Origin of the sequence: Gardnerella sp. KA00288 (assembly GCF_049244085.1) — a bacterium.
GTDB lineage: Bacteria > Actinomycetota > Actinomycetes > Actinomycetales > Bifidobacteriaceae > Bifidobacterium > Bifidobacterium greenwoodii.
Map to the genome: position 1 here is coordinate 538,627 of NZ_CP058373.1, position 25,713 is coordinate 564,339.

Here is a 25,713-nt window from a genome sequence, read left to right on the forward strand (position 1 = left end):
TGAATTATGCGAGAAAAAGTAGAAAACGTTTCTGGAAGTCGAGATTTTAGAATGATTCCTGTTGCTGCAGCTTACTGGGCTGGATGTCTAATAGGAAAATGGTTGAGCCAAATGCGAGTAATCCACGCAGGAATAGTTGCAATAATAGGATTTTCCTTCGCTTTTCTAGTAGCATTTTTTATGCGTCGTAAATGCAATGATTGGAGCAGAACTATTCAAGCAGTAGCGTACGTTTCTTTAGCAGCATGCATGATTTCATACTTTGGTCAATGTGTGCTTTCAAAAGACGTTATTATGCAAGAAATACGTGCAGAAAACCTTACTAAAATTCATTATTCTAACTATAAATCTACTTTGAATACTCGTATTGCAGAGGCGGAAGTTAGAGTGTTGACTCCTTTTAGAGCGTCGAAAAGTTTTAATGGAGATTGTCAAGCTAATGTGCGCGTCTACAAATTTGCAAACACTCAAAGTTACGTTAATGCTAGGCTCTACGCGTACAATCCAGTTTGTAGGAATATTAGTTACGGTATGCGTATTCGAGTGCCTGTTAGCTTAAAATCTTCGCGTTTTGACAATAAGCCTGAATTGCATGTGCAAAAAACGCAACAAAACGTGCAGATTATACAAGGCTCAAACTTTTGGCAAAACTCTGCTAGTAGCTTGTGGAAATCATTTTATGAAGTAACGAATAACCTTGATACTCAAGGAAGAATGTTGGTTCCGGGAGTAACTATTGGAATGTTGGGGCAAGAGTATGTGCCAACGGAAGCAACAAATTCGCTAAATCCAATAGACGCAACTTATTCAACTATGACACGTCAGCATTTTCAGCATGCTGGAATTATGCACGTTATGGCTGTTTCAGGAGGCCACTTTTTGCTACTTAGCATGATTATTTACAGATGCTGCTCATATTTACTACTTCCGCGTTGGGCTACTTCTTCAATACAAATTGCGTTGCAGATTTCTTTAGCCGCAATAGTTTACCCTTCAGCATCTGTACTTAGGGCGCTGATTATGGGAATAATATCCGCGGTTGCGTGGTGCTGCAAGCGACCATACCAGTCGGCAAGCGCGCTAAGTTGGACTGTTATTGGAGTGTTACTAGTAAACCCTTCGTACGCTTGGGACTATGCTTTTGCGCTTTCTTCTGCAGCAACTTTGGGAATTGTTGTTATGGGAGTGCCAATGTCTAAAACATTTTCGCAATATGTGCCGCATTTTATCGCTTCGGCGCTCGCAATAACTTTAGCTGCACAATTGTGGACGATGCCAGTGCAAATTCTTATGCAGCCGGAAGTTTCTTTTATGTCTGTGCCAGCAAACCTAATAATTGCGCCTTTTATGGATTGGGCAACAGTATTCGGCTTAATTTCGCTTGTGTGCGCGAGTTTTAATGCTGGGGCGTCGCTTGTTTTTGCAAGAGTTTCATCAATTGGAACAAGTTTTATGGAAAAGTGCGCGTATTGGTGTGACGAAGCGTCTTTTGGCGTGTTTCCTTGGATGAAGGGTGCTGCTGGAGCGTGGATGATGGCAGGAGTAGAAGTTGCAATATTTGCTGTTTTTATGCTTGCTTTTCGTGTCTTTCGCAATCGAGCTTGCGTTCAGCGTATGAGCATAATCGGGCAATTATGGGCATCTTCTGCAAAGCGAACCATAAGTGAAGCCGCGCAAATCTTCGAGTAGTGCTAAGTACGCGCGCATATTCGAGAGGAATATTATGATGGTTAAAGTTAGTTTGTTTAAGGAGCATTATGGCAGCAAGTAATAATCGCGCACAACGTATTATGCCGGTGACTCTTGTAGTTGGCGGGGATGATTACTTAAACAATCTTAATGCTAGAACTTTGCGAGAAAAAATACAGAAGAATGCTCCGGATGCTGAAATTATTGAGCTTGACGCTTCATCCGCAGATAAGTACGCGTTTGACGAAGCTGTTGGTCCTTCGCTTTTTGGCGACGGAACAATAGTTATTATTAACGATTTGCAAAGTGCGGATGAGTCTTTAGTAGAAGCGATTGAAAAATTCTGCCAACAAGCGCAAAATAACGAAAATAATTTCGACGAATCTTCTTTAAGCTGGGTTATTGCTCGCCATGAAGGCGGTCTTAAAGGAAAATCTATTGTTACGCGTCTTACAAAAGCTGGTGCTCAAACAATCACAGTGCCGGATCTTAAAAAAGACGATGCAAAACTCAACTTTGTTATGAGCATATTTGATCGTCACAATCGAAGCGTTGAACCGCAAGCTGCGCAACGACTTGTGGCGGTTTTGGGTGGAAAAACAGGCGAGCTTGCAGCATTGTGCTCGCAATTATGCTTCGACTATGACGATAATCCAATAACTCTTAATATTGTTGACCGCTATCTTATTGCAGATCCGCAAGTTACCGGCTTTTTTGTGGCAGATAAAGCTGTTACAGGTCACTTAGGCTCTGCGGTGCTTTCTGCAAGAACTGCAGTTGCGCAAGGAGTTGACCCTATAGCGTTAATCGGCGCTTTGGCTTCAAAAGTTCGTTTAATTGCGCTTGCAATGGCAGTTCGTAACGGCACGATTTCTAGTGCGGAAGCGAAAGCAAATCCGTGGGCGCTTAAAATGGCAATGCGTCAGCTTGCAGGCTGGAGTAGTGCTGGAGTTTCTAAAAGTTTACAAGCTTTAGCCTGGGCGGATGAGCAGTGCAAAGGCGGATCTAGCGACGCGAATTATGCGCTTGAAAAGTGCATTATGATAATTGCGTCTAAAGGAAATTAAAAAGCGTAAATTAGAAATCGTAAATTAGAAATCGTAAATTAAAAATCGTAAATTAAAAATATTGTGTGAAAGATTGTGTTAAGTATGAAAGAAGAAACGGTGTTAGAACAGCAAAAAGTTCGTACTGTGCCTACGGATACTAATATGCGCGAACTTGGTAAATCTGTGGCAAAACTGGTTAAAGAAGGAGACGTTTTGCTGCTTTCTGGTCCTCTTGGGGCTGGTAAAACAACGTTCGCTCAAGGTTTTGGCGCGGGTCTTTCAATTAGTGAGCCGATTGTGTCTCCAACTTTTACGATTGCGCGCGAATTGCACGGCACTTTTGCGGATGGTAAGCCGGCGACGCTAATTCACGTTGACGCTTACCGTTTGGGTGGTGAGGATTTCGCTCCGGGTCAAGATACTGTTTCGCGTTTGCTTGACGAGCTTGAATCTTTGGGTCTTGATGAAGCTTTGGAAGAGCCGGGAGATGGCACTGTTGTGCTTATGGAGTGGGGTGAGCAAATGGCTGGAGTGCTGGCAAGTGAGCGCTTAGAAGTTCATATTGCAAGGCCTATTGATTCTTCGCAAGTTGACGACTTTACTAGCGATGGTGAGCGAATCGTAACTTTAAAAGCTGTTGGCAAGGATTGGCTTAATCGACTTGCAAAATTGTAATTAAGAAATACGCGGAAAATATAGCAGAAAATATTACAGTAAATATCGCAATAAATAAAGCAAGTTGTGGTAAGCGAGTAAGCTAGTCAGGTACATGACTTCGAGGAATAAACATGAGTAATACGCTGATTATTGACACATCATTTGGTTCTACTGTTGGGATTGTAGGAAATGAGCCGATTGTTGAAACCGACTCTCGCACTCACGTGGAGCGTTTGCAAGTAAATATTGCGAAAGTTGTGGAAAATGCGGGGCTTAAGGCTTCGGATATTGATCGTGTGGTTGTTGGAGTAGGTCCTGCTCCTTTTACTGGTCTTCGCGCAGGATTAGTTGCTGCGAAAGCAATCGCGTTTGCAAATAATGCCCAAATTTTGGGGTGTGATAGTCTTCTTCCTCAAAGTTTGATGATGCGCTCTGGAGCGTTTGAAGAAGCTCGCAAAAATGGCGTTATTTGCAAGGATTTGCTGCTAAATATTCCGGATTCTGCCGATTCTTGCGATTCTGATATTCGCCACTTCGTACTTTCGCTAAACGATGCTCGTCGTCGTCAAGTGTACATGTCTTTGTATGACGATGAAGGAAATGCTTTAATCAATATGGATATTGACTATCCGCAAAATGTTGTGTCTCGTGTAAACGAGTATTTAGCAAGCGAAACTAACGAAAATTATTGCGTTGATGTGCTCGGGCATGGTGCTAAAAAATACGTTGAAGATTGGCGAAATATTGTGCATGTTGGCGTTATTGCCGAAGTTTGCGCTCTTGATTTGGGTGTGCAAGGCTTGCAAATTTTCGAGCAGTGCTCTTTGGAATGTGTAAATAAAGACGAGCACGTAAAAGCTGTTGAACCGCTGTATTTGCGCCGTCCGGACGTTTCTGTGCCAAATCCGCTTAAGCATGTGCTTGGATCTGGCGAAGCGAATAAGGCAAAAGAAAAATAGAAGCGTTTTAACGATTTGAGTAATTATGATTGTCGATATAACGCATTCTAAATTTCCAGCAGTAGCCGAAGGTTGCAATATAGTGTCGAAATGCGATTTTACGTGCGATGAGTTAGCGCAAAAAATAGCGCCAATTGAAGCCGACTTGTTCGGCAAAGGCTCGTGGAACGAGAGCATGATTTCGCAAGAATTGCAAGCTCCTATGCGCGCGTATTATGCAGAAATTGACGAAAATACGCATACATTATGCGGGTATGCTGGCTACTGGTTTGACGGCGATGATGCGCAAATAATGACAATTGGCGTTGCGAAAAAATATCAAAGAAAAGGCGTAGCCTCTAAGCTTTTATTAACCATGATTAAAACAGCAAAACAAATTGGCGCTAAACGCATGCTGCTGGAAGTTAGAGTTGACAATGTTCCTGCTCTCGCGCTGTATAATCGCTTTGGTTTTACGAAAATGGGTTTGCGAAAAAGATACTATCAGCCGGAAGGCGTGGATGCGTACACGATGTGCGCTGATTTAAGCGAAAATAACAAACTTTCTACAAAAAATAATGTAACAGAGGAATAAAATGAGCGAAGCAATCGTACTAGGAATTGAATCAACTTGTGACGAAACAGCCGCAGCTATTGTGCGCGGACGCACGCTGGTGTCAAATGTGGTGGCATCTTCAATGCAAGAGCATGCGCGCTACGGTGGCGTAATTCCAGAAATTGCTTCTCGCGCGCACGCTGAAGCTTTCGTGCCGGTTGTTTCTAAAGCTTTAGCAGACGCAAACATGGATTTAAGCGATGTTGACGCGATTGCAGTAAGCGCAGGCCCTGGTCTAGCAGGCTGCTTAGCTGTGGGAGTTTCTGGAGCTAAAGCCTTGGCTTGGGCTGCAAATAAGCCAATTTATGGTATTAACCACGTAATCGGGCATATTGCAGTAACGCAGTTGCAATTTGGTGACGTGCCGGAAGATGTGCTTGCTTTAATTGTTTCCGGCGGTCACACTTCGCTTCTTCACGTGAACGATATTGCTAGAAGCATTGATGTTGTTGGTACAACTTTGGACGATGCTGCAGGCGAGTGCTTCGACAAAGTTGCGCGCCTTCTTGGATTCCCATACCCGGGTGGTCCTCATATTGATAGGCATGGAAGGCTTGGCAATCCGGATACTTTGAAAGTGCCGCAAGGCTTAACGCAAGGTCGTTCTGGCAAGGAGCATCCGTACGATTTCAGCTTCTCGGGCGTAAAAACTGCTGTTGCGCGCTGGGTGGAGGCACGTGAGGCTCAAGGGCTTGAAATTCCAGTTGATGACGTGTGTGCTTCTTTGGCTAATTCTGTGGCGGAAGTGCTTTCACGCAAAGCTATGATGGGTTGCGAGCAGTACGGTTCTAAAACGCTTATGATTGGCGGCGGATTCTCCGCTAACTCGCAGCTTCGTGAGCATTTGCTGGCTTGCGGCAAGGAGCATGGAATTGAAGTGCGTTTGCCGGAATTGAAGCTTTGTACGGATAACGGTGCGATGGTTGCAATGCTTGGAGTGAATTTGGTGGAAGCAGGGGTTCGTCCTTCTGCGCCTGACTTTGCAATCGATTCTGCTATGCCGCTTACAACGGTGAGCTTATAATAGTAGAAATAATAAAAGTTGCGCTAAAAAGTTGCTATAAAATAAGTGAGGTGTTTTGTGCAGTCAGTTAATTCGCGTAGTGGAGTGTTGCGAGTAGGTGAAAAGATTCAATTCACCGATCGTAAAGGTAAGCGAATTACTGCACAGCTTGTTTCAGGCGGTGTTACGCAAACTGAGCACGGTCTTATTTGTCACGACGACGTGATTGGTCAAAGCGAAGGCGTTGTAATTACTACTGTTAGTGCGAAGCGTGAAGCTCAGCAAACTATTGTTGATCCTTCTAAATCGTCCAACAAACCTTGGAAAGCCGCGCGCGCTATTGGCGGCTGGGATTATGTTGCTATGCGACCTCGCATGGTTGACTACGTGCTTTCTATGCCTAGGGGCGCGCAAATTATGTATCCTAAAGATATTGCGCAAGTGATTGCTTTAGGAGATATTCGCTCCGGAATGCGCGTTTTGGAGTCGGGCGCTGGCTCTGGAGCTATGAGCTTAAGCCTTTTGGACGCAGTTGGGGAGTGCGGAAAGCTTACTACTATTGAGCTTCGCCCGGATTTTGCACGCATTGCCGAGTCCAACGCAACTTTGTACTACGGTAAGCGCCCAGAATGGTGGAATTTGCTTACTGGCGATTTTGATTCGGTTGCAAAAACTTTAGACGCGCACAGTGTGGATCGCATTATGCTCGACATGCTTGATCCTTGGAATCGCCTTGAACAAGCGCATCGCGTTATTGTGCCGGGAGGCGTGCTTGTTGCGTACGTTACGACTACGACGCAAATGTCTCGAATGGCTGAAGCTTTGCGAGAAAGCGGCGTGTGGACCGAGCCGGAAATTCAGGAAACATTGGAGCGCACTTGGAAAGCTCAAGGTTTGGCTGTGCGCCCGGATCACGCGATGATTGGTCACACTGGATTTTTGATTGTTTCTCGCGCAATGGCTGAAGGTTTTAGTGCTTTGAAGAAGCGCGAGCACGGTACTAAAGATACTGTGAGCGATATTGACGATATGACAGCCGAAGAGCGCGCGGAGCAGTTGGAAGACTTGTCTTTGCGCGATATTTCGGACCGTAAATTGCGTAAAGTTTTGCGCGATTTAGACGTGCAGCTTTCGCAATTGCCGCAAGATTCGCAAGCTTTACAATCGCAAGTAACTGTGCAATCGCAAGAAATAGAGCATAGTCAAGCTAAGTAGGAGATCATTATGGCATCATCAATGAAAAAGCTTATGAAAAAAGCACATCATAGTAAGTACGTTTTGTTGCTGATGCGTCATGCGAAGGCTGAGGCGCCTCAAATGGGTGACGATTGGGGTCGTGGCCTTACTGATAAGGGCTTGAAGCAGGCGAAAATTATGGCAAAGGGCTTGGAGTCTTTGAAGCTTGTGCCGGATTATATTGTGTGTTCTAGCGCGAACCGCACTGAGCAAACTTTGAAGCGAATGTTGAAGCGTTTTGGTGATGCGCCTGTGGTTGAGTCGCGCAAAAGTCTTTACGATGGTGGTATGCAGTCGGTTATGGACGAGTTGCAGACGGTTCGAGGTGATGTTCATACGACGATGATTGTTGGGCATGAGCCGACGATGTCTATGGCTGCGCAGTGGCTTTCTTCGCCGGATTCGGATCCGGATGTGCTTGGGGCGATGCGTTTGGGGCTTGCTAATGCGTCGATTGTGGTGCTTGTGTCTGATCGTCCATTTGCAACTTGCGGCTTGCGAGGCGCCACGGCCCTCGCAATCCTAACCCCCAAATCCTTTGCCTAACGTTGTATACGCTTATCCCTGTTGTTCAAAGAACACTAACGTCATTGCTGCCGCACACACTACACCAGGCACTCCTACCTACCGCGCACCTACCCGTAGCTTAATTGAATAGTTCTTGTTATTTTGGTTAGTTTGCTGTGAGCAATGGGAATTGCTTGGTCGAGCAATATAAAAGCGGAGCGATAGTAATATCTTGTTGATAAATAACTATTTTTGAAAGAAAGTAAGTAAAAAACTAAACTTAACTATGCAACCTTTAAGTCTAAATAAGGTATAAGAGCGTAGCGCTGCGAGACAAGCAATTTCCATTGCTCACATTTCGCCAGGGAAAAGAAACACGCACGAAATTAAGCATATAAATTAAGCTTATAACGACACCCCAAGTTCTTTAATGACCACAATCGCTCATTTCTTTGCTAGGCTAAAGCGAGTCGAAAGAAATAAATGTAAATGTGAGTCGAAAAGAAATTTTTTGGAGGATGTATGTCTACGGTTTTTACTTCGGTGTCTGGTTTTCCGCGAATTGGCGCTGATCGTGAATTGAAGAAGATTATTGAACGTTATTGGAAGCAGGATGCTTCTTTGGATGAAGTGCGTGAGGTTGCTCAGTCTTTGCGCGCTAAGCATTGGCGTTTGCAGGCGGAAGCTGGAATTGATTTAATCCCAAGTAACGATTTTAGCTACTATGATCAAATGCTTGATACGGCTATTTTGCTTGGCGCTGTGCCGGAGCGTTATCGTAAATTGAATTTTGAGCATGCTGAGGATACGCTTTTTGCTATTGCGCGCGGCTACCAGGGTGAGCGTGGCGATGTGACGGCGTTGCCAATGAAGAAGTGGTTTACTACGAACTACCATTATATTGTGCCGGAAGTTGAGAATCCGGAAGGCTTGCATTTGTCTGGAACTAAGCCTTTTGACGAGTTTTTGGAGGCTCGCGCGCAGGGTTTGGAAACGAAGCCTGTGCTAATTGGCCCGTACACTTTTCTGAAGTTGGCTCGTACTCCTGAAGCTCAGGAGTTGGAAGTAACTGAGTCTGTGATTTCGGCTCTGGCTAACGCTTATGCGAGTATTGTTAAGCGTTTTGGCGAGCTTCACGCAACTTGGCTGCAGTTTGATGAGCCTTATTTGGCGCTTGATAAAGAAGATGGCGATTTGGAGCTTTTTGAAGCTTTGTATAAGCCTTTGCTTGATGCTAGGAGTGCGGAAGTTAAGATTCTTCTTAACACGTATTTTGGCAATATTGCTGATGCTTACGAGACTGTGAATAATCTTGGTTTTGACGGTGTTGGTGTTGATTTGGTGGAAGGCAAGGATGAGAATCTTGCGGCCATTGAGCGTTATGGTGTGAATGATAATACTACGTTTTTTGCAGGCGTTGTGAACGGCCGTAATATTTGGCGTAACGATTATGCTGTGAGCCTTGGGCTTATTGATGCTTTGCGTGAGAATGTTACGGATCGCGTGGCTGTTTCTACTGCTTGCTCGCTTCTTCACGTGCCTTTTAGCACTGCTGGTGAGGATGCTTTGGGTGCGGATGTTTTGCAGCATTTTGCTTTTGCTGTTGAAAAGTTGCAGGAGATTCGCGATATTGCAAATCTTGCTGCAGAAAGTGACGAAAGCCGCAAATCAAGTAACGTTTTGGCTAAAAATCAGGCTTTGTTCGACGGTTCGCGCGTTAAGGCTGATGCTGCTGTTGCTAATCGTCTTTCGAATCTTAAAGATTCTGATTTTGTGCGACTTCCGGAAAGGGCTGAGCGCCAGCGTTTGCAAAAGGAAGCTCTTGGCTTGCCGGATTTGCCAACTACTACTATTGGATCCTTCCCGCAAACTAAGGATATTCGTAACGCTCGTGCCGCTCTTCGTAAGGGTGAGATTTCGCGTGAGGCTTACGACGAGTTTATGCGCGATCGCATTGCCAAGTGCATTGAGCATCAGGAGCAGATTGGCTTGGATGTGCTTGTTCACGGCGAGTTTGAGCGCAACGACATGGTTGAATATTTCGGCCAGCATTTGCGCGGCTTTAAGTTTACGAAGAACGCTTGGGTGCAGTCTTATGGTACGCGCTGCGTGAAGCCTCCAATCGTGTGGTCGGATGTTTCTCGCGAGTCTGCTATTACTGTTGAATGGAGTGCTTACGCTCAAAGCTGCACGAATCGCGTTGTTAAGGGCATGCTTACTGGCCCTGTGACGATTCTTAACTGGTCTTGGCCTCGCGAGGATATTACTCACGAGCAGCAGACTCAGCAGTTGGCTCTTGCTATTCGCGATGAAGTGTTGGATTTGGAGCGAGCTGGTATTCGTGTGATTCAGATTGATGAGGCTGCTTTGCGTGAAAAGTTGCCGCTTCGCCGTTCTGATTGGCATAAGAAGTATTTGGATTGGGCGATTGCTGCTTTCCGCTTGGTTCATTCTGCTGTTGCTGCGACTACGCAAATTCACACGCATATGTGCTATTCGGAGTTTAATGACATTATTCGCGACATTGATGCTATGGATGCGGATGTGATTTCTTTCGAAGCTTCTCGCGGCGACTTGGTTGTGCTTGACGCTATTCACGACGCGCATTTTGAAACTGAGGCTGGCCCTGGCGTTTACGACATTCATTCTCCGCGCGTTCCTGGTAAGGCTGAGCTTGTGGAGCGTATTCACGAGATTTTGCGCAAGATGCCTGCTGAGAAGCTTTGGATTAACCCGGATTGCGGTCTTAAAACTCGTGGCGACGCTGAAACTTGGCCAAGCTTGGAGAATCTTGTTGCTGCTTCTCGCGAGGTTAGGGAAGAATTGCAAGATAACAAGCTAATCGATCAGCCGAGCAGGGGGTGAGTTGTGACTTATAAACCAAAGTTTTCGCTGGAAGTTTTTCCACCTAAGCGCACATCTCCTATTGGTACGATTTACGATACTTTGGATGGCTTGAAGGGTCTTGACCCGGATTTTATTTCGGTTACTTACGGCACTGGAAAGCTGCAGGATCGTACTGCTACTGCGCGTATTGCGAATACTATTCGCTCCGAATACGGTATTGACGCGGTTGCTCATTTAACAGCTCGCTACCTTGATTATGATGCTGTTGATGAAGCTTTGGAAATGTTTGATAATGCTGGCGTTTCCGGCATTTTGGCTTTGCGCGGAGACGTGATTGCTGGCCAGGAGGCGGCAGGCGTTTTTGAGCATGCTAGTGACTTGGTTTCCTACATTCGTTCAAAGCGCCCGGATTTGCCGATTTTGGGCGCTTGCTACCCGGAGAAGCATCCGGAAGCGGAAAGTTTGCAAGCGGATATTGATAATCTGAAGCGCAAGGTTGATGCTGGTGTTACGTATTTAATTTCGCAACTTTTTTACGATAACGAGGATTTTTTGCGCTTCCGTGATTTAGCTCGTGCGGCCGGCATTAACGTGCCAATTGAGGCTGGAGTGATGCCTGTGGCTAACGCTTCGCAAGTTAAGCGCATGACGAGTCTTTGCTCTTCGCGCATTACTTCGCAAGTTTCCGCAATGATGGATCGTTGGGGGAGTAATGCTGATTGCTTGCGCGATGCTGGAAGTATTTTTGCTTCCCAGCAGATTAACGATTTAATTGCCGAAGGTGTGGATGGTATTCACTTGTATACCATGAATCATCCGGGTATTGCGCGCAGGATTTGGTCGAATGTGAAGCCGCTGTTTACGAAAATTGGGTAGGCGCGACGACCTGCCTGAGCGCTTAAAGCGTAGCGCGCGAAGGCAACTCGGAGCGTGAGCTTGCTCAGGCGGAAAGTCCAGTGGACTTTCCGTGCAAGCTCAGCCGAACGGCGATTAGCCGTGAGGACAGCGCTCCGCTCTTGCTTGCCGTGGCGCGAGTTTTGGGGGATTTCTCTCCTCGCACGTCCCGTCCTTCGGGCGCTCTGGCTGTTAAAGGCACTTAGTGTGTTCGCCTTTCTTAAAGAATGTAGCTTCTCAGTCCTCTTTTAGTGCTCGTAAAGAAATCCCCCAAACTCTGCATGCTAATTCGTTAATAACCGTGCTTTATCGCAGAGATTTTTCGATTTTTCTTCTTCACTCGGCGAATCAGCAGCCTTCGGCTCTGACGTTCGCCTCGCTCAGTGCGAAAAATCTCAAATCTCACCACGCGAATATCCACACGACCGAGTGGTAGTGAGTATTGAAATTTAACATAGAGTGTTTAATGTATACAAATGCGCAAAAATGTATAAATGCATGAAATAATCGCGTTTTATACTAAGCATGTGTTTAGAATCGCCGTTAAAAATGTAATTTGTCTTACGTTAAATATGGAAGTTTCTAACCCTAAAATCTGCCGAAAACGTTGGAATAAAGCCTCGCGGGGGGGGGTCTAGTAGGCTATACATCATAACAAATATGTTGCAAAAAACTTGTATATTCAGTATTATTGAATGTGAATCTCAATAAAAGAGATTGCGCTTTTGAGGGCTGAGCAGAAGTTTAATACGTATTTGACAGTAGTTCAATCAGCGTTCGATTACTGCATCAAGCTCTTCGCTAATAAATTCATAAAGACTTGTTCAGAGAGAATCTAGTATTCAAGGAGCTACATAATGGCTAATTCAAATTCTAGGAAGCACGCACGCAAGGTAACGCTGGATGCTGCAGTAAATAACGCAATTGAAAAGGCTGTTGACGCTCGCAAGGTGGCGGCGTTTACAGTTGGAGCCGCTGGCGTGTTAGCTGGTGCTGCCTTCGCTTTTGGTGCAACTCCTGCAATGGCGGCGGAGAGTGGTGCGGCTGCTGCTCCTACTGATGCAACCCAGACTCCTGTGACTGCTGATGAGAATGCTGGGGCTGGTAAGAAGGCTGATGCTAAGCCTGAAGCTAAGGAAGCTGAAGCTAAGGAAGCTGATAAGAAGAATCAGACTGACGAGAAGGAAGACACTAATAATCCTGAAGAAAAGAAGCAGGCTGAAGAAAAGTCTGGTGCAAAGCAGGGTGATCAGTCTGTAGTAAAGACCGACGATAAGAAGTCTGATGAGGAAGAGAAGAAGCAGGAAACTACTGTTGTTGGTCAAGATCGCTCTGTTTCGAATTATCAAGATCGCGAAGCAAATCAAGAACCTTCTGTTTCGAATCAAATAAATATCTCAAAAAATCAAAAAGACTCCGTCCCAAACATGTACGCATGGGGATCTTCCGACAATGTGTATGTTGAAGATATACAGAAACATTCAGTCACGTTTACCATTGCAAAACCGGATGATGGAAGCACCATTACTAATGTAGCAATCTTTCCAACTGATACAAATGGTGTTGATAACAAAAATTCTAGAAAGTTTCTTGAGTATTACTCCGATTCTGCTGCCAAAGATGAGCATCAATCTTATTCTGGCACATATGAATTTAAGGTAAATGCTGATGGTACAGCCACGCTTACCATGAACCAGCTGTATACAAAGGGTACTGTTACGGGCGGTGCATCAGCATATGCTGCAAACCGTTGCATTTATGTGTACGGTGAAAAAGACGGTAAAACAGTAGTGCTGTACAAGACGAATATTGCGCGCGCAGCAACGCTTGTTCCGCCTAAAACGGCAGGTTCGATAGTCCTTAAATATAACGAAGAGCTTACGGATAAACAGATCAAGGATAAGCTTAAAGAAGCTCTTGATGCTCCTACTGAGGCTAAGGATAAGAAGACATCTAAACCGTTGTCGGTTCGCGAACAAATTACAGCTGCGAGCAAGGCGTTTGGCGTAGGTGGACGCACTGGAACAAACAATGCATTTGTTCAGACGCCAGATGACCCTGATAAAAAGGTGATCATTAACGACCAACAGGCATATGACGCTGGCCAGCTTGCAAAAATCAATCAGGTGACGTCAAAAGATGGTCAGCCAACAACATATGTTGCTGGTGCTCAAACACTCAAAACCTACCTCATTTCCGACCTCGGCTTTAAGTCGCAAGCGCTCCCGCTTACGGTTGCGCGCTACGACACGCGTATCGATAAGCCGATTGTGGACGAGGTGGACATCAATAAGCTCACAGAGGATCAAAAGGCTGACATTCGAAAGAAGCTTGCACAGCTTAATCATGTGTCACAAGACAAGGTAAGCATTGGCGCTGACGGCACGTTCACCATCAACTTCGACGGCGTTGATCCAAACGACGCTCCTAAGATTGCCCTCAAAGACCTCGTTTTGAAGCAGCTCAAGGAAGAGGATGTTGCAGTTCCAACTGGCAAGAATGCAGTCTTTGTTGCTAACCCACTCGATTATTCAAAAGACGAGATTGCGCGCATTAAGAAGGCTATTTACGACGCTAACAAGGACAATGATAAGCTTGGCCTGACTGAAGCTGACTACGAGAACCAGATTTCGCTTTCGTACCTTACGGGCAATCTTACTAAATCTGGTACTGGCAATCAGGGCATCTCGAACGGTCAAGCGGAAAACACGATTACCGTTAAGATTAAGACCGATAAGGCGGTTGCCGAGTTTACGTCTGATGTAAAGGCGAATAAGCTTACAAAGATTCCAAATATTCGCACAGATTACAACGTTACTTGGACTAAAGACAAGATTGATGGCCGCGCCTCCGACGAAGGCCTTTCTTGGAGCGAAGACCACAAGACCATCATCTACCGCTACGACCCAACCAAGGCAGAAAAATTTGACACCGATAAGATTCTTAATTTGCTGAAAGCTACGCCAAAGGAGACCCAGTCTGGCTTGCCAACGCTTACTGGTGGCGAAGTTCTTGCTCATGAAGGCGATAAAGACAACCCGCAGAAGTCGCATGTAGGCTACGTGCTTAAAGATGGACAGCCTACAACTGAGTTGTCGCTCGGCAATATGGACGGCGCTTACTGGAAATATAGTCGACCAGTTGATAATTCTGATGTGAACCTTGGCGATAATTTATCGAATGCTGGTTCGTATTCCTGGGATGAAGACGCTAAGCCGGTAAAAGTTGCTGCTAAGGGAGACAAGGTATATAAGGCGCGCCTGTTTGTTTTGCCGTATGGAATGACGATGTATAGAAACATTTACATCGAAAGTGGCAAAAACCCTTGGAACACAGCAAAGGCGATTAACGTTATCTTTGTGCCGCAGACGAATCATAAGACAAGTGATTTGAAGAAGTCTGTTGAGGATCACAAGACTGTTGCTGTTGAAGGCAAAGATGTTCCAACACAGTCAGCCTATTACAACGCTTCTGACAAGAAGAAGGAGGCGTACGATAAGGCGTTGCAAACTGCAAAGGACTTGTATGAGTCTGTAAAGGATACCGAAGAATCGAAGCTTACCGAGCAGCAGAAGGCTCAAATCGATAACGCTACGATTAACCTTAACAAGGCGCGCGCCGAGCTTGATGGTGCTAAGACCGACAAGAACGGCTTGACCCAGTCGATTGAAGCCAATGGCAAGGCTCAAGAAGGCGCTACTGCAGCAACTCCTGGCACTGTAACTACTGATAGGTATAAGAACGTTACTGATCAAGCATTCCAGACCGATGATGGAAAGCCTGATACCAAGAAGAATGAAGCAGCTAAGGCTGCTAAAACAGCTTATGATGAGGCACTTGCTGAAGCTGAGAAGGTAAAGGCAGACGACAACGCCACTCAGAAGGCCGTTGACGACGCCAAGGCTAAGCTTGATGCTGCACGCGCAAAGCTTAACGACTTCACCACCAACAAGGATGAGTTAAGCGCCGCGATTGCTAAGGACGGCAAGGTAAACACGGGTGAGGCTGGTAAGACAGGTGACGAAAAGCTCAAGACTGCCGACCCAACCTACCAGAACTCTACTAAGGAAGAGCGCGACGCATACGACAAGGCTGTTGCTGAAGCTCAAAAAGTAGTTGCTGACCCTAATGCTTCCCAAAAGGAAGTCAACGAGGCTATCAAGAAGCTTAAGGATGCTAAGGCTGCGCTCGACAAGAACGCAACCGACAAGTCTCCTCTTGACGCTGCCGTGCAAAAGAGCTTCGATAATCCTGATCCAACCAAACCTGACAAGCAAAGCGTGTTCTACAAGAATGCAAAGGCGAAGACTAACGATCCTGATGCCCAGCAAGTCGTTAAGAATTACGACGACGCGCTAAAGAAAGCTAAAGAAGTTCTCGCCAATGACAAAGCTACAAAGGCAGATGTAGAAAAGGCTAAAAAAGATCTTGAAGACGCTGAAGCAGCACTTCATGCTGATAAGTACTCTACGGATAAAACCGATCTTGGTAAAGCGCTTGCTGACAACTTCAGTGGTTATTTGATGCCAGCGTACTTCAATGCCTTTGATAAAGCGCAAGCTGAGGGCAAAGATTCTCAAGCTGCAAAGGACTTCAAAGCCTATAACGACGCTTATCACGCTGCCAAAGACTTGATGGATGAATTAAATAAGCCGGGGAGCACCGTAGATCAGAACAAGGTTGATGCGGTTAAGAAACAACTTCTTGACGCGCGCAAGATTATTGACACCTATGCAACCGACACCAGCAGACTTTCTGCGGCTGTGTTTAATGATATTGCCATTAAGAACAGCCCTGCCTACAAGAATTTGAAGGCTCTTGCTGAAAAGACAAATCCAACGCCAGAAGAACAGGCTGAGGTAGAAGCTGCTAAGAAAGCTAAGGAAGCGTATGACAAGGCAGCTGAAAAGCTGCACAAGGCGCTCACGAACCATCTTCCTAAGGATCAAAAAAACGGTCAGGATATTCCTGATACAAATATTCCTGCTAAGGGTGGCGACCTTAACGACAGCAAATATCTGGACAATATCCAGGCACACAAGAACGGTGAGCCGTTGGATAGGGATGTTACCAAAATCCTTCAGGAAATGAATGATGCGGCGAAGGCGCTGGATAAGTTTGCGACTAAGACCGATGAGCTGATTAAGTCGATTAACAAGGATTCGGATACGCATCCAAGCCCTGCCTTTAAGAACGCATCGCATCCAAGCTTCCAGAAACCTGATGGCTCGGGCGCGGATGAGGAAAAGAATAATGCTGCTAAAGCGGCTGCAGATGCCTATGGTCTAGCTCTTAACACAGCCAAAGAAAAGCTTAATGATCCTAACGCTACGCAGAAGGACATTAACGACGCCAAGGCTGCCCTTGACAAGGCTCGCACAGAGCTTGACAAGTACAAGACTGACACCACCAAGCTCAAAGAAAGCGTAAAGAAGCATGGTACCAAGGCAGATGTTCCTTCTCCAGAAGAAGGAACGCTTACTTCTGATGCGTATCGCAATGCGTCTGATCCTCACTTCTTAACTCCTGATGGCAAGCCAGATGAACAGAAGAACAAACAGGCCGCCACAGACAAGAAGGCGTATGACGAAGCTTTGACCAAAGCTCAGGAGCTTTTGAAGAAGCATGACAGCGACGATACGCCACAAGACGCAAAGCCAACGCAAGCAGATATTGATGCCGCGCTTAAGGCTCTCGATACCGCTCGCAAGAAGCTTGAAGATAACTACAAGACCGTTACTACTGATCTTGAGAACGAAATTAAAAAGTCTACTCCTGAGCATGCTTCTGTTACCGAAGACGACTTCGAGAATACGCCAGAGTTCAAGAATGCTCTTGTCAAGAAGGGCGAAAAGGGTGCAGAGAATGACGATGTCAAGGCTTACAAGGAAGCCCTCAAGAAGGCTCGCGATCTTGTACAGGCTGCTAATCCTATAGATCCGACTGCGAAGAACAGTTCTCATCCAACTCAAAAGCAGATTAACGATGCTCTTGAGGCTTTGAAGCAGGCGAAGCAAGCTATTACCGACGGCTATAAAACAGACGTTGATAAGCTTAAGCAAGCCAAGGAATACGCAGAAGATGTATTTAAGAAGACTCCTGAATACAAAAATGCTACTGCTATCAAGAATGACAATAATAATGCAAAGCATGAGCAGGCTGGCAAAGATTTGGATGGAACCGATCAAAAACCTGGCTTGAGTAAGCTCATTGAAAAAATTGCTACAAAACTGCAGGATACAAGCAAGATGACGCAAACAGAGGTTGACGCGTTAGTGAAGCAACTTGTTACTGCACAAAAGAAGATAACTGAAAATTACAAGACTGATGTCAAATTGCTTTCTAATGAAGTAGGCGACAAGGACGCCCAGGGCCAGGATGTAATACCTCCGTTCGAGGCATCGGTGACCTACAAGAACGCACTCGCAAAGTCGAACGCTGGTGATGCTACTGCAACGGAAAAGCTCAAGGCATATGCCGACAAGCTCCAAGCTGCGCAGGATCTTATCAACAAGGTGAATAACCCAGATCCAAACGCTGAAGCCGATAAACAGCCAACGCAGAAGCAGGTTGATGATGCTCTTGAAGCTTTGAAGAAGGCAAAGCAGGACATTGACGACAACTTCAAGACCAACGCGGCTGACCTCAAGAAGGAAGCTGAGGATAAGGACGCGACCGGTCAAGAAAACAATCCGAAGTTTGAGGACAGCCCAGAGTATAAGAACGCTCTTGCTAAGAAGGGTGATGGCCAGGAAGATATTCCTGATGTAAAGGAATACCAGGCTGCGTTGAAGAAGGCTAAGGATCTTCTGAAGAAGTTTAGTGACGACGGTTCTGCGCCAAAGCAGGGTGAAAAGGACATCCCAACTCAGCAAGAAGTTGACGATGCTCTTCAGACACTGAAGGAAATCAAGGAAAAGATTCTTGCTAACTACAAGACCAGTCCTGTTGATCTTCAAAAAGAAGTTGACTTGTCGAAGGACGGCGACGACGACAAGCGCGATGGCTTGTTCGAGAACACTCCTGCGTTCAAGAACGCGACTGCTAAGGGTGATGAAGCTTCTAAGAAGGCTCTTGAAGACTATAACACGAAGCTCCAGGCTGCCAAGGAGATGCTTGAGAAGTTCGATCGTACTACTGGCAAGCCGAAGACTGATCTTCCAGCTGGTACTAAAGTTCCAACTCAAAAAGAGCTTTACGATGCTCTAGATGCATTGCAAGCAGCTAAGAAGAAGATTACTGACAACTACAGCACGGTCAAGTATGATTTGCGTCAAGAGGCTGATGATGACTTCACTAAGTCTCCTGAGTATCAGAATGCTCAAGCTAAGGGTGATGACGCGTCTAAGCAGGCTATTGACGAGTACAAGAACGCTCTCGACGAAGCTAATTCTGTGCTTGCAGATCCTAACGCAACTCAGGCTGAGGTTGATGCGGCTTTGAAGCGTCTTCAGGATGCTAAGGCTAAGCTTAAGGCTGGAAATAGCACGGATAAGTCTAAGCTTCAGGATGAGGCTGATGATGATGCTAACTTCCGTAAGTCGCCGTACTTCATTATTGGCAATAAGGCTGATATTGATGCCTATGAGGATGCTTTGGCTGAGGCTCGTCGCGTGCTTAACGATCCTAATGCTACGCAGGCTCAGGTTGATGCGGCTTTGAAGAAGCTTGAAGATGCTAAGAAGCGTATTCTTGACTTCTTGAGTCACTTCGGCGGATCTGGCAATGGTACTGGAGATTGGAATGGCTACGGTTTTGTAAACGGCCACGAGTCTTATGGTGCTTTGGTAGATAAGACTGCTTTGCAAATCGAAGTTAACAATGCTGTGGAAACTAATGCTAATACTGCTCAGGCTGTGGCTTACAGGCAGGCTTTGGCTGAGGCTAAGAGCGTTCTTAACGATCCTAATGCAACTCAGGCTCAGGTTGATGCGGCTTTGAAGAAGCTTCAGGCGGCTAAGGCTGCGTTGCTTAATAGTTTGAGTGGCGCATCTGGTCATAAGATTGCTAAGACTGGTGCTGCAACTGGCTTGTTTGCAGGATTTGCTGTAATCTTTGCTGGTCTTGGTGCTGCAGGCGTGGCTTCTCGCCGTCGCAAGCACTCTAAAGAGTAAGCTCTAGCGTAACTAACTAATCCCTCGCAGGTTATCCTCCGATAATCCGCGAGGGATTTTTGTACATCACCACAGTGTAAAGTTGCGGTATGGAAAGCGCTAATAAAACAGATATTGCAACTGCTGAAACCAACTGCAACGAAAGCAGCACAACCTCTTGCGCACTCACTTCCAGAAGTCTTATTAGAGCTGGCTTTGCTCGCCCGGATTTTGCGCGCGAAGCTATTGTAAATATTTGCGAAAATTGCATGAATCATGCTGTTGGTCCGCAGCAATTTCTTGAATACGTGAGCCGCCCTGCAGACCCGGATGCTTCTTTAGTTGCGCTTCAAAATATTATTCAGGCGCAGCCGCAAACCATTGCTGATATTGCTTCAATGTCTACAATATCGTCTATGAATTGTCCGCTTGCTTCGCTTATGCAAGTGCTTGGTGCTTCTAGCGCTATGGGAATGTTTATGCGCACGCATCCGAATCTTATTATGGCTGCGGCAAGTGACCCGGATCATCTTTTTTCTATGACGCGTGATGAGCGTTGTGCTGATTTGCTTTGCGCAATTCAGGCTTACAAGGCTACGGTTGTTTCTTCGGAAAATAACGCTTCTAACACGATTTACTTGACTTCTCTTGGCTTTGCTCAAGCTGTTTCTGCTCTTCGCGCGCGCTACCGTGAGCATGTTGCTGCTATTATGGCGGCTGATTTAGCAAGCGCTGACCCTGTTGAAGTGCAGCCGGATATTAGCCGTAAGCTTTCAGATGCGGCGGATGCTGTTTTGGAGGCTGCTTTAGCGGTTGCTCGCGGTCAGGTTACTGGTTCTTCTGCGTGCAGGTTTGCGATTATTGCTATGGGTAAGCTTGGTGCGCAAGAAATTAACTATGTTTCCGATATTGATTTGATTTATGTTGTTGAGCCTGCGGATTCTGGAAATAAGCAGAATCAGGATGCTGCTTTGCGCGTTGGTGCGTCTATTGCAATGGTTTTGCAAAAAGTGTGTCAGTCAACGGTTGTTGGTTCTTTGGAGCCGCCTCTTTGGCAGATTGATACTGCGCTTCGCCCGGAAGGTAAGGATGGGCCTCTTGTTCGAAGCCTTGAATCTCACCGTGAATACTATGAGAAGTGGGCGAGTAGCTGGGAGTTTCAGGCGCTTTTGAAGTCGCGTCCTGCTGCGGGGGATGCGGATCTTGGAAAAGCTTATCGTGCTATGGTTGAGCCGCTTATTTGGAAGGCTTCGGGCCGTGAGCATTTTGTGGCGGACTGTCAGCATATGCGTCAGCGAGTGGAGTCGCTTATTCCGGCTTCGCAGCGCGATTTAGACATGAAGCTTGGCCGCGGTGGTTTGCGTGACGTTGAGTTTACTGTGCAAATGCTGCAGCTTGTGCACGGAAGTGAGGATGAGTCGCTTCGAGTAAGGGATACTATTTCTGCTTTGCAGGCGTTGGCTCAAGGCGGCTACGTTTCTAGGTCTCAGGCGGCGCTTTTGGCGGAACACTACCGTTTTGAGCGTGTTCTTGAGCATCGTCAGCAAATGTGGAACATGCATCGCACGCATTTGTTCCCAGATTTGGGTGCGCAGGGTAACGGCGGTTTGGATCGTGCGCGCACAATTTCTACAGAGCAGCTTAATAATAATGATCAGATTCGTCGTCTTGCGCGTGCTGTGCGGCTGCGCCCGGAAGAGTTGGTTGAGCGTTTTGATAAAGCTCGCCGTGAGATTCGCAATTTGCATAAGGATATTTACTACCGTCCTATGCTTCCAATTAATGCTCAAACGGATGCGGATCCTATTGTGCTTTCGCCGGAGGCTGCTCGCGCGCGTTTTGCTTCTATTGGTTTTGCGGATGCTGCCGCCGCGCAGTTGCATGTCGAAGCGCTTACGGAGGGGCTTTCTAGGGCTGCTAAAATTCACAGGATTCTTCTTCCAGCTGTGTTGAAGTGGCTTGGTGACGGCCAGAATCCAGATATGGGTTTGCTTGCGTGGAGGCGTCTCGCGGAGCGTTTTGGCGGTAAGAATACGTATCTTGGTTTTTTGCGTGATTCTCCTTCCGCGGCTCAGCGTCTTTGTCACGTTTTGGCTGATTCGCGCTACTTGGGCGACGCTATGATGCAGTCGATGCAGTCTATTACTTGGCTTGGTGACGATGAGGCGTTGGCCGCGCGAGATAGAGCAAGTCTCGATATGCAAACTAGCGCAATGGTTGCTCGTTATGCTAGTAATATTGCGGATTTTGCGCAGTCTTTGCGCGCGCTTCGCCGGCAGGAAATTGAGCGCGTTGCTTTAGCTTGGATGTGTGGTCTTATTGACGACGATACTTCTATGCGCGCTATGAGTGACGTTTTTGACGCTGTTTTAGACGCGGCTTTGTGCTGGTCTATGCGCGAGGCTGTTTTGCGAATGAATTTTAGCGCTCCTCAAGCCGAAATTGCGATTATTGCGCTCGGCCGCTACGGCGGTAGGGAAGTAAACTTCTGCTCGGACGCGGACATTATGGTAGTTTATAAGCCGGTTGGTGAAGATTGCGATTTGGATGCAGCTCACCGTTTTGCTCAAACAACTGTAGATATTTTGCGCAATATTTTGCAAGGTTCTCTTACTCTTGAGCCAAAAATTATGGTTGATTTGGATCTGCGTCCGGAAGGAAAAGACGGCCCGCTTGTGCGCAGCTTAGAGTCTTGTGAAAAGTATTATCGTCAATGGGCTAGTACTTGGGAGCATCAAGCTTTGCTTCGAGCGCGTTTTGCTGCAGGTTCTAAAGAGTTGGCGGATACGCTACTTGATGGCGTTGTGAACGATTTGCGTTATGCTGCAAATCCTCTTAGTGAATCGCAACTTGCTGAAATTCGTAAGCTTAAAGCGCGTATGGAAGCGGAGCGTTTGCCTAGGGGAGTAAGTCGAGATAGGCATTTGAAGCTTGGCCGCGGCGGTTTAAGTGATGTTGAGTGGACTGTTCAGCTTTTGCAATTGCAATACGCTGGCACTTACGAGTCTTTGCGCGTGGTTGGTACGATGCAAGCTTTGAAAGCTTTGCAATCTGAGCATTTGATTGAGGATGAGGATGCTCAAATTTTGGAGCGCTGCTGGCATATGTGTTCCGCTGTGCGCAACGCGAACTTCTTGTGGTCTGGGTCAATGTCTCGCGCGGATGTGATTCCAACCGACTCGTATTCTTTGGGCGGAATTGCAACTTATCTTGGCTACGAGCCTAACCAGGGCCGCGTTTTTGAAAACGATCTTTTAGCAACCATGCGTCAGTGCCGAGAAATCATGTCTCGTCTTTTCTACGGCCGCTAATTTTGCTGTAGTTAATGCTAGTATGTCGCCACTCCGGGTTGGGATTCGTCAACGCTAATCAGTAAAATCGTGTAGGTCGCGTGTGATTGCGGCCGTCTTGCCAACTGACGAAAGGTAAGCGATATTTATGACGAACGCAATGAACGCTTCTAGTTCTTCTAATTCTTTGCATCAGACTTTTTCTCGCAGCACAATTGCAAATTCTCTAACAGGCAAAAGTGTTGTTACATTAGATGATATTTCAACTGCGCAAATACGAATGCTTTTAGACAAAGCGCGATACATTGATTCGCACCGTAAAGAAGTGGCTCACACTTGCGATGGCAGAGTGTTGGCCACTCTTTTTTATGAGCCGAGCACGCGCACTCGCTTAAGCTTCGAAACAGCAATGCTGCGTTTGGGCGGAAAAGTAATCGGTTTTGCAGGCGCTCAACTTTCTAGCGCAAGCAAGGGTGAAACTGTAAACGATACTTTGAAAGTCGTGTCGAATTATGTTGATGTTGTTGCAATGCGTCACCCAAAGGAGGGTGCTGCTTTTGTTGCAACGCAAGCTGTGAGCACGCCTATTATTAACGCTGGCGACGGCGGTCATATGCATCCTACGCAAACTCTTGCAGACTTGGCTACTATTCTTGCGCGATTCGGTCGACTTAATAATCTCACTGTCGGCTTGTGCGGCGACTTAACGTATGGTCGCACAGTTCACTCGCTTATTGAAACTTTGTGCCGCTTTGGAAACGTTCATTTTGTGCTGATTAGCCCGGATGAGCTTAAAACTCCGCAGTACGTAATTGACCGCATTAACGACACTCCTTCTTGCACTTACGAAGAAACTCGCGACTTGATGGAAGTAATTGGCAACTTGGACGTGCTTTACATGACTCGCGTGCAAGAAGAGCGTTTTACGGATCGCGAGCAATACTTGCGACTTCGCGACACGTATATTTTGACGGAAGAAAAGTTGCAGAAAGCAAAGTCGCATATGCCTGTGCTGCATCCGCTTCCGCGAATTAATGAGATTGCTGTTGATGTTGATGACGATCCGCGCGCAGCATACTTTGAGCAGGTTAAAAACGGTATGCTTATGCGCATGGCTTTGGAAAGTTCTGTTCTTGGCGACGAGCTTTGCGGCTACGAGCCAACTGATTTTGTGAACGTTCCAGAAGACGAGCTGCAATCGGTTGACGCGCACGGAATTTCCTTGGCGGATCCTCGCGTGCATGTAACAGACGTGAATGCACCTGAAAATCTTACTTGCCCGAATCCGCGCTGCATAACAAACAGTGAACTAACTCTTAAACGCAAGTTCTACAAGGCTGAGTCCATAAGGCAAGAGTATCGTTGCATGTATTGTGACGAAGAGGCAGAAAGTAAGTAAAATTTTACGCAAAACTTACGCAAAACTTACGCAATAAATTTACGCAAAACGGGAGTGATATGAACGAAGCTGGCACCTTAACTTTGCGCAATATCTCCGTGTGGGATACTGGCGAGCGAATTGATCTTATTGTTGATGGCGTTCGTCAGGATGCGCTTATAGAAGGCAATGCGCGCATTTCTGGCGATATTGATGCAAGCGACTTGGTTGTTGCTCCTGGTTTTGCTGATCCGCACGTGCATTTTAGGGATCCGGGTCAAACTGAAAAAGAAACTATGATGACCGGCGCAGATTCTGCGGCGTCAGGCGGTTATACGCAAGTTTTGATTATGCCGAATACTGTTCCGGCTCTTGACGGCGAACCTTGGGAAGATGCTCCATTTGATGTAGAAAACGTAGTTGACTATTTGCAGCGTTACGGCTGCATTTACGGCGTAAAATTGCCGGTTCGCTACGATTTAAGCGTATGCGCATCATTGGGGCGCGAGGGCTTAAAACCAAGCAATATTGAGCTTTGGAAAAAGTATGTTGCAGGAATTGCGGACGCCGAAAAAACGTCTCCAATGAAAAAGCATCCAATTACCGCCATAAGCGACGACGGTGCTGCAGTTCCTGAACCGATTTTGCGAGATGTTTTAGCTATGGCGAAGAAAACTGGTTTGCCTTTTGTTGAGCATTGCGAGCATCATACTACGGGAGCAGTAAACGATGGGCCGGTTGCAAAAATGCTTGGCGTTGGCGGAATACCAGCTTCAACTGAGCTTGCAATCGTACAAAGAGATATTGACGCTGCTAAAGAAACTGGGGTGCACGTGCATTTTCAGCATGTGAGCACGGCGGCAGCTTTTGAAGCGATTCGTAAAGCGAAAAAAGCGGGCTTGCCAATTACTTGCGAAACGGCTCCTCACTACTTGGCTTTGTGTGACGAGGACGTGCTGAAGTACGGTTCGATGGCAAAAATGAATCCGCCGCTTCGTTCTAAAGCGGATCGTCAGGCGACGCTTGCCGCTATTGCAGATGGCACAATTGACATGATTGCAACAGATCACGCGCCTCACACTGCGGAAGAAAAATCTGGCGATTTTGCAAAAACTCCTAACGGAATTATTGGGCTTGAGTGCGCGTACGGCGTGTGCCGCAAAGTTTTGGTTGATGCAGGATACACGGATGACAAGCATTTAATCGAATTAATGGCAGTAAATCCAATGCAATTGATGAGCAGAAGACCTACGGATATTGCTGCTTTGCTTAACGTTTCTTCGAAATGTGCAAACAAGCGTACGTTGCGCTTAAATGTTACTGAGCATCCTGAAAACGTTGATTTAGTGCTGATTAATATGCGAGAAAAGTGGGTGGTTGACGCAAATTCCTTCCATTCTAAAGCTCGAAACACTCCTTTTGACGGCTGGCAGCTTACAGGCAGGCCGGTTGCGACGATTATTGGTTCGGAAATTGCTTTCTCAAGACTGTGATTGATTAAATATAAATTTGGAAT

At 46.4% G+C, this 25,713-nt stretch carries 14 protein-coding genes; all 14 read left to right on the plus strand.

Annotation, left to right across the window (positions count from 1 at the left end; translation table 11 throughout):
- Window positions 1–6: 6 nt before the first annotated feature.
- The 14 genes from HXT52_RS02005 to HXT52_RS02070 all read left to right on the plus strand — a co-directional run bounded on the left by HXT52_RS02005 (window position 7) and on the right by HXT52_RS02070 (window position 25,690).
- The gene (locus HXT52_RS02005) at window positions 7–1,689 is read left to right on the plus strand and encodes a ComEC/Rec2 family competence protein (RefSeq protein ID WP_421776078.1); all 1,683 of its coding nucleotides are present in this window, start codon (window positions 7–9) and stop codon (window positions 1,687–1,689) included.
- A gap of 68 nt (window positions 1,690–1,757) precedes the next feature.
- The gene (holA, locus tag HXT52_RS02010; protein WP_415700229.1) at window positions 1,758–2,756 is read left to right on the plus strand and encodes a DNA polymerase III subunit delta; all 999 of its coding nucleotides are present in this window, start codon (window positions 1,758–1,760) and stop codon (window positions 2,754–2,756) included.
- An 84-nt stretch (window positions 2,757–2,840) separates the two neighbouring features.
- Window positions 2,841–3,413, plus strand: a complete 573-nt coding sequence (gene tsaE / locus HXT52_RS02015) for a tRNA (adenosine(37)-N6)-threonylcarbamoyltransferase complex ATPase subunit type 1 TsaE (RefSeq protein ID WP_004137453.1) — start codon at window positions 2,841–2,843, stop codon at window positions 3,411–3,413.
- Between the two features lie 113 nt (window positions 3,414–3,526).
- Window positions 3,527–4,354 (plus strand): tRNA (adenosine(37)-N6)-threonylcarbamoyltransferase complex dimerization subunit type 1 TsaB, encoded by an 828-nt coding sequence (tsaB, locus tag HXT52_RS02020; protein WP_421776079.1) that lies wholly within the window; start codon window positions 3,527–3,529, stop codon window positions 4,352–4,354.
- A gap of 25 nt (window positions 4,355–4,379) precedes the next feature.
- Complete coding sequence (gene rimI / locus HXT52_RS02025; protein WP_410313464.1) at window positions 4,380–4,928, plus strand: ribosomal protein S18-alanine N-acetyltransferase; 549 nt, start codon at window positions 4,380–4,382, stop codon at window positions 4,926–4,928.
- A 1-nt stretch (window position 4,929) separates the two neighbouring features.
- On the plus strand, window positions 4,930–5,973 hold the full coding sequence (tsaD, locus tag HXT52_RS02030; protein ID WP_004106430.1) for a tRNA (adenosine(37)-N6)-threonylcarbamoyltransferase complex transferase subunit TsaD: 1,044 nt from the start codon (window positions 4,930–4,932) through the stop codon (window positions 5,971–5,973).
- Between the two features lie 57 nt (window positions 5,974–6,030).
- The gene (locus HXT52_RS02035; protein WP_421776080.1) at window positions 6,031–7,167 is read left to right on the plus strand and encodes a tRNA (adenine-N1)-methyltransferase; all 1,137 of its coding nucleotides are present in this window, start codon (window positions 6,031–6,033) and stop codon (window positions 7,165–7,167) included.
- A gap of 9 nt (window positions 7,168–7,176) precedes the next feature.
- The gene (locus HXT52_RS02040) at window positions 7,177–7,734 is read left to right on the plus strand and encodes a SixA phosphatase family protein (protein ID WP_421776081.1); all 558 of its coding nucleotides are present in this window, start codon (window positions 7,177–7,179) and stop codon (window positions 7,732–7,734) included.
- Window positions 7,735–8,217: 483 nt separating this feature from the next.
- On the plus strand, window positions 8,218–10,560 hold the full coding sequence (metE, locus tag HXT52_RS02045; RefSeq protein ID WP_421776082.1) for a 5-methyltetrahydropteroyltriglutamate--homocysteine S-methyltransferase: 2,343 nt from the start codon (window positions 8,218–8,220) through the stop codon (window positions 10,558–10,560).
- A gap of 3 nt (window positions 10,561–10,563) precedes the next feature.
- Window positions 10,564–11,418, plus strand: a complete 855-nt coding sequence (metF, locus tag HXT52_RS02050) for a methylenetetrahydrofolate reductase [NAD(P)H] (RefSeq protein WP_421776083.1) — start codon at window positions 10,564–10,566, stop codon at window positions 11,416–11,418.
- A gap of 875 nt (window positions 11,419–12,293) precedes the next feature.
- Window positions 12,294–19,550: a peptidase gene (locus HXT52_RS02055; protein WP_421776084.1), complete on the plus strand. Its 7,257-nt coding sequence runs from the start codon at window positions 12,294–12,296 to the stop codon at window positions 19,548–19,550.
- Between the two features lie 89 nt (window positions 19,551–19,639).
- Complete coding sequence (locus tag HXT52_RS02060) at window positions 19,640–22,840, plus strand: bifunctional [glutamine synthetase] adenylyltransferase/[glutamine synthetase]-adenylyl-L-tyrosine phosphorylase (RefSeq protein WP_421776085.1); 3,201 nt, start codon at window positions 19,640–19,642, stop codon at window positions 22,838–22,840.
- 127 nt (window positions 22,841–22,967) lie between these two features.
- On the plus strand, window positions 22,968–24,218 hold the full coding sequence (pyrB, locus tag HXT52_RS02065; RefSeq protein WP_421776086.1) for an aspartate carbamoyltransferase: 1,251 nt from the start codon (window positions 22,968–22,970) through the stop codon (window positions 24,216–24,218).
- Between the two features lie 59 nt (window positions 24,219–24,277).
- Window positions 24,278–25,690 (plus strand): dihydroorotase, encoded by a 1,413-nt coding sequence (locus HXT52_RS02070; protein WP_421776087.1) that lies wholly within the window; start codon window positions 24,278–24,280, stop codon window positions 25,688–25,690.
- Window positions 25,691–25,713 lie beyond the last annotated feature (23 nt).

Bases quoted from the DNA above. Each gene is read 5' to 3' on its own strand.
- HXT52_RS02060 (WP_421776085.1), top strand. From the start codon at position 19,640: ATGGAAAGCGCTAATAAAACAGATATTGCAACTGCTGAAACCAACTGC.
- pyrB (WP_421776086.1), top strand. From the start codon at position 22,968: ATGACGAACGCAATGAACGCTTCTAGTTCTTCTAATTCTTTGCATCAG.
- HXT52_RS02005 (WP_421776078.1), top strand. From the start codon at position 7: ATGCGAGAAAAAGTAGAAAACGTTTCTGGAAGTCGAGATTTTAGAATG.
- tsaE (WP_004137453.1), top strand. From the start codon at position 2,841: ATGAAAGAAGAAACGGTGTTAGAACAGCAAAAAGTTCGTACTGTGCCT.
- metE (WP_421776082.1), top strand. From the start codon at position 8,218: ATGTCTACGGTTTTTACTTCGGTGTCTGGTTTTCCGCGAATTGGCGCT.
- holA (WP_415700229.1), top strand. From the start codon at position 1,758: ATGGCAGCAAGTAATAATCGCGCACAACGTATTATGCCGGTGACTCTT.
- tsaD (WP_004106430.1), top strand. From the start codon at position 4,930: ATGAGCGAAGCAATCGTACTAGGAATTGAATCAACTTGTGACGAAACA.
- HXT52_RS02070 (WP_421776087.1), top strand. From the start codon at position 24,278: ATGAACGAAGCTGGCACCTTAACTTTGCGCAATATCTCCGTGTGGGAT.
- HXT52_RS02040 (WP_421776081.1), top strand. From the start codon at position 7,177: ATGGCATCATCAATGAAAAAGCTTATGAAAAAAGCACATCATAGTAAG.
- rimI (WP_410313464.1), top strand. From the start codon at position 4,380: ATGATTGTCGATATAACGCATTCTAAATTTCCAGCAGTAGCCGAAGGT.
- tsaB (WP_421776079.1), top strand. From the start codon at position 3,527: ATGAGTAATACGCTGATTATTGACACATCATTTGGTTCTACTGTTGGG.
- HXT52_RS02055 (WP_421776084.1), top strand. From the start codon at position 12,294: ATGGCTAATTCAAATTCTAGGAAGCACGCACGCAAGGTAACGCTGGAT.